This window comes from Hydrocoleum sp. CS-953 (assembly GCF_002260545.1).
Lineage (GTDB): Bacteria > Cyanobacteriota > Cyanobacteriia > Cyanobacteriales > Microcoleaceae > Trichodesmium.
Genome location: NZ_LGSU01000550.1, coordinates 1 through 3,611, shown reverse-complemented (window position 1 = coordinate 3,611; position 3,611 = coordinate 1). Strand labels below are relative to the sequence as shown.

7 protein-coding genes are annotated in these 3,611 nt (G+C 40.4%); 3 read left to right on the top strand and 4 right to left on the bottom strand.

The annotated features are described in order from the left end of the window. Positions 1-372: hypothetical protein (locus tag AFK68_RS05825; RefSeq protein WP_210407251.1), on the top strand; the 372-nt coding region annotated here is incomplete at its 5' end. A gap of 331 nt (positions 373-703) precedes the next feature. On the opposite strand, the gene AFK68_RS44355 is transcribed toward AFK68_RS05825, so the two are convergent. Both AFK68_RS44355 and AFK68_RS44350 read right to left on the bottom strand, forming a co-directional pair. Then, positions 704-883: a hypothetical protein gene (locus AFK68_RS44355; RefSeq protein WP_143437587.1), complete on the bottom strand. Its 180-nt coding sequence runs from the start codon at positions 881-883 to the stop codon at positions 704-706. Beyond that, positions 880-1,083, bottom strand: coding sequence for a ribbon-helix-helix domain-containing protein (locus AFK68_RS44350; protein ID WP_143437585.1), 204 nt, complete (start codon positions 1,081-1,083; stop codon positions 880-882). Before AFK68_RS44350 ends, AFK68_RS44355 begins: the two co-directional genes overlap by 4 nt. 310 nt (positions 1,084-1,393) lie before the next feature. Here AFK68_RS44350 and AFK68_RS36330 point away from each other — a divergent pair, with 310 nt between their 5' ends. Continuing rightward, positions 1,394-1,534: a hypothetical protein gene (locus tag AFK68_RS36330; protein WP_168186336.1), complete on the top strand. Its 141-nt coding sequence runs from the start codon at positions 1,394-1,396 to the stop codon at positions 1,532-1,534. 51 nt (positions 1,535-1,585) lie between these two features. On the opposite strand, the gene AFK68_RS44345 is transcribed toward AFK68_RS36330, so the two are convergent. Next, positions 1,586-1,768, bottom strand: coding sequence for a hypothetical protein (locus AFK68_RS44345; RefSeq protein WP_143437583.1), 183 nt, complete (start codon positions 1,766-1,768; stop codon positions 1,586-1,588). After that, positions 1,741-1,884, bottom strand: a complete 144-nt coding sequence (locus AFK68_RS44340; RefSeq protein ID WP_371357250.1) for a hypothetical protein — start codon at positions 1,882-1,884, stop codon at positions 1,741-1,743. Before AFK68_RS44340 ends, AFK68_RS44345 begins: the two co-directional genes overlap by 28 nt. A gap of 391 nt (positions 1,885-2,275) precedes the next feature. Between AFK68_RS44340 and AFK68_RS05810 the strand changes: the two genes are divergently transcribed. Next, on the top strand, positions 2,276-3,061 hold the full coding sequence (locus AFK68_RS05810; RefSeq protein ID WP_143437580.1) for a hypothetical protein: 786 nt from the start codon (positions 2,276-2,278) through the stop codon (positions 3,059-3,061). Positions 3,062-3,611: the final 550 nt, after the last annotated feature.

Below are 3,611 nucleotides of genomic sequence, written 5' to 3'. Positions count from 1 at the left end.
GATAGACTCCGGTCTCTCAAAGAAATTAATCAAAGTTTTGGGAATTTCCTGAAAAAAATTATGAGCAAAATTTCTCTCCAAATCATTGATATTAAATATGCCAACTTTGACTATTATCTCAATCCAGGAAACCGAGAAGAAATTAAAAGTAGAAGTATTAGAAAACAATTTGTCTATGAATATCTGATTCAAAATTATCTGGAAAATAATAAAAAGACTGTCAGAAGTTGGAGTATAAATAGTGAGTTTTGGCTGCCTATTTATAGAAAAAATTTGCCAGTGCTTACTCCTGGTAATAGATATATGGATAATTATGTGAAATTAACGGGGGTTAATATTATCAAAGTTATTGATAGTTATATTGAGAGTTAAAGAAGTCAGAAGTTATTTTATTTCGCGATGATTTTCATCGCATTTAAAATAGCAGTCAGCGGTCAGCGGTCAGCCATCAGCTCTCAAGGCGTATGATGGGGGATTCAAACCCCCATCAACGCACACCACTAATTTNAGCGGTCAGCGGTCAGCCATCAGCTCTCAAGGCGTATGATGGGGGATTCAAACCCCCATCAACGCACACCACTAATTTTTCAAGCTCTTTTGGGGGACTTAAACCCGCCGATTTTAGCTAATAGCTGAATGCTGATAGCTGATAGCTGATAGCTTGTTAAAAGCCGACCGCATTGCTGCGATCGGCACCCTGATTTTACTCTTCTTCTAAGTGCGAATTGTCTGGATGATCTTTGACCTGTTCCAAAAGGTGGATAATTTCTGTTTCCAAAGCAGTGAATTTGTCTAAAAGGTTGGCCTTTTTTTGCTTGTGTTCCTCCAACCTTTGTTCCAATAGTTCGCCATGAGTATCTACATAATCAATAGCGTCCTTCATTGCTTCCCGGAACAGGCCAAGGATTCCCCCAATAATCCAATAGATTGAAGCTCGTCCCACGCGGTTGTCCACTTCTCTATCAATTCGCTTCGGCTGATATTCAGTGCCACTGCGATATGTTGTAGTCGTTCCTTTGTTTCTGGAGTGACCGTCAAGTTTAATTGCTCCTTCTTGTGAAGGTATTTGGTTTTTCTTCCCATTTACTTTTTCTTTGCCCATAGTAAGCACTTAAAAATATTTTACTTAACTACTTGACAGAATTATGAGCGCTTTATATTATGAAAATAATAAAAATAAGCGCTTTAAAATAAGTGGGTGAGGCTCAACCCAATCATTAACATTGTGAAGTGTTCTTAGATTCATTAATGGTTATTTTCATTTGACATCGAATCGGTATTTACCTCTGGAAGTTGGTCGGTATTCTCCTTCTTTTCCCAACTTCCCTTCCTTGGAAACTAAAACTCACACTCTTGACCAATGATAAGCAACATTTTTAACCACGGCTTTGAAATGCCTACATCTGACATGGAATTACCTAGTTGGGCTGATACTTTTGTGAATACTTGGCTCGAATTATTTTGGGATGAAACATGGAAAGGTGAGGATGAGGCGATCGCCATATTAGTCAGAAGTTATTTTATTTCGCGATGAAAATCATCGCATTTAAAAGCCGACCGCATTGCTGCGATCGGCACCCTGATTTTACTCTTCTTCTGTGTTGGGAACTGCTGAATGTTCCAGTTCTCCACCCAAAATTCTGACTACTTCCTCTTCTAAAGCACTCATTTTCCCCAAAACTGTTGACTTGTGTTCGTGATTCTCCTTAAGTCTTTGTATTAATCTATCACTATGAGATTCTACATATTTGATATGTTCGCGCTGCAACTCTTGAAGTTGCTCAAGGATTTTCCCAAAAGCTTCACGTTCCTCCCTGGTAAAGATTCTTGTCGGACCCACTGTTCTATTAGTTCGCTCCGACTCAAACCCAATGCTTGAGCCATCTGCCCTAATCTTATCTTCGCCTTGGGAGTCAAGCTTATCTCCAGGCTTGTCTTTCTCTCCTCGTAATTTGGTTGTCTGGCCATTTGTTTTTTTGGTCATTGTATACAGATAGAAAAATTTTATCTGAACTACTTGACTTATTCTATCCAGATGATAATATAGAAATTAATACATTCCGGATATAATTTCCAGGAGGTGAAGCCCAAACCAACTATCAATATTGTGAAGCGTTCTTCAAACAAACAATAACTCTTCTTAATTGACATCGAATCGGTATCCGTATCCGAAAGTTGGGCGGTATTCTCCTTCTTTTCCCAACTTCCCTTCCTTAAAAACTAAAACTCACACTCTTGACCAATGATCGGCAACATTTTTAACCACGGCTTTGAAATGCCTACATCTGAAATGGAATTCCCTAGTTGGGCTGATACTTTCGTGAATACTTGGCTCGAATTATTTTGGGATGAAACATGGAAAGGTGAGGATGAGGCGATCGCCATATTAGAGCGAGAAATGATAGGGGCTAGATACTCCTACATCAAAGAGGGCATGATTTTGAAGGCTTTTCAGCTTTACAAATGGTACGAGCAAATAGGCTTTAAATCTTTCAAACAATACTGTGAGAAACGGTTAAAAAAACCCATTTTTTACGCCAAAAAAACCATTGAAGCTGCTCAAACTGCTTGGCGTTTGCTGACGGAAGGTTTTACAGAATTACCGGACAATGTAAGCCAGGCCCAATCTTTGAGAAGTTCAGCCCGTCGAGTGTCCCAAGAGTGTGATGAGACTGTTAGTTGTTGGGAAAAAGTGCTGGAAACTTCCAAATCTGAGGGGAAACCTTTAACTGCTAACTATATAGAAAGAACTGTGACTGGGGAGGAGTTAAAACCAATGGCTAATGCCAAAATTCCCAGAAGTGACTGGGATAAGTTGGCCAAAAAGGCTAAAGACATGGGTAAATCTACCCAAGAATTACTACGCGAAGTTGTTAAAGATTATTTAGGGGGTGAAAAAGATTTAGACCCAGAACCAGAAGACTCTGAGCCTAGTGAAAATACTAAAGTAGAACCAGCTAGCCCAGAGGTAGAGGCTGCATGGACTAATGACCTCAACCTTTTATTACAAGAACATTCAGTGACAAATCAAAGATATTATGACGCACCCCCAGACGATTGAGCAATACCGCAAGTTTTTTAAACGGTTGGGTATCTCTCGCTTAGAGATTAGGGAAAAATATGGTGATTTGAGAAAGCGCGAGACTTGGGAAAAGGCTATTCTACCGTTGGCGTTTAGGGAACTGGAGGTTTCAGTCGAGAGATTATTTGGGGAGTAGTTTGGGAAGCGATCGCTCAATTTCGTAAGGGACAAATGGCATTTGCCCCTAACAAATAATATCAAATCCGGTAGTATCGGTGTAAAAAGAGTATGGGAAGTTTGGGAAGTGTGGGAGGTATGGGAAGGGTGGGAGGTGTGGGAAGTGTGGGCAGTTTTGGTAATAGTTGAAAATAGAACATTTTTTTCTACCGAATTAAGCGGATTTGATATAAGGTGGCTCTGCGTAAGTCCTGATATCATGTCCGGTAGCATCGGTCTTTTATAGGGAAGGGAAGGGAAGGTAAGGAAGAAGGAAGAAGGAAGAAGGAAGAAGAAGGGGGAAGGGAGAAGGAAGAAGAAGGGGGAAGGGGGAAGGAAGAAGGGAGAAGGGGGAAGGGGGAAGGGGGAAGGA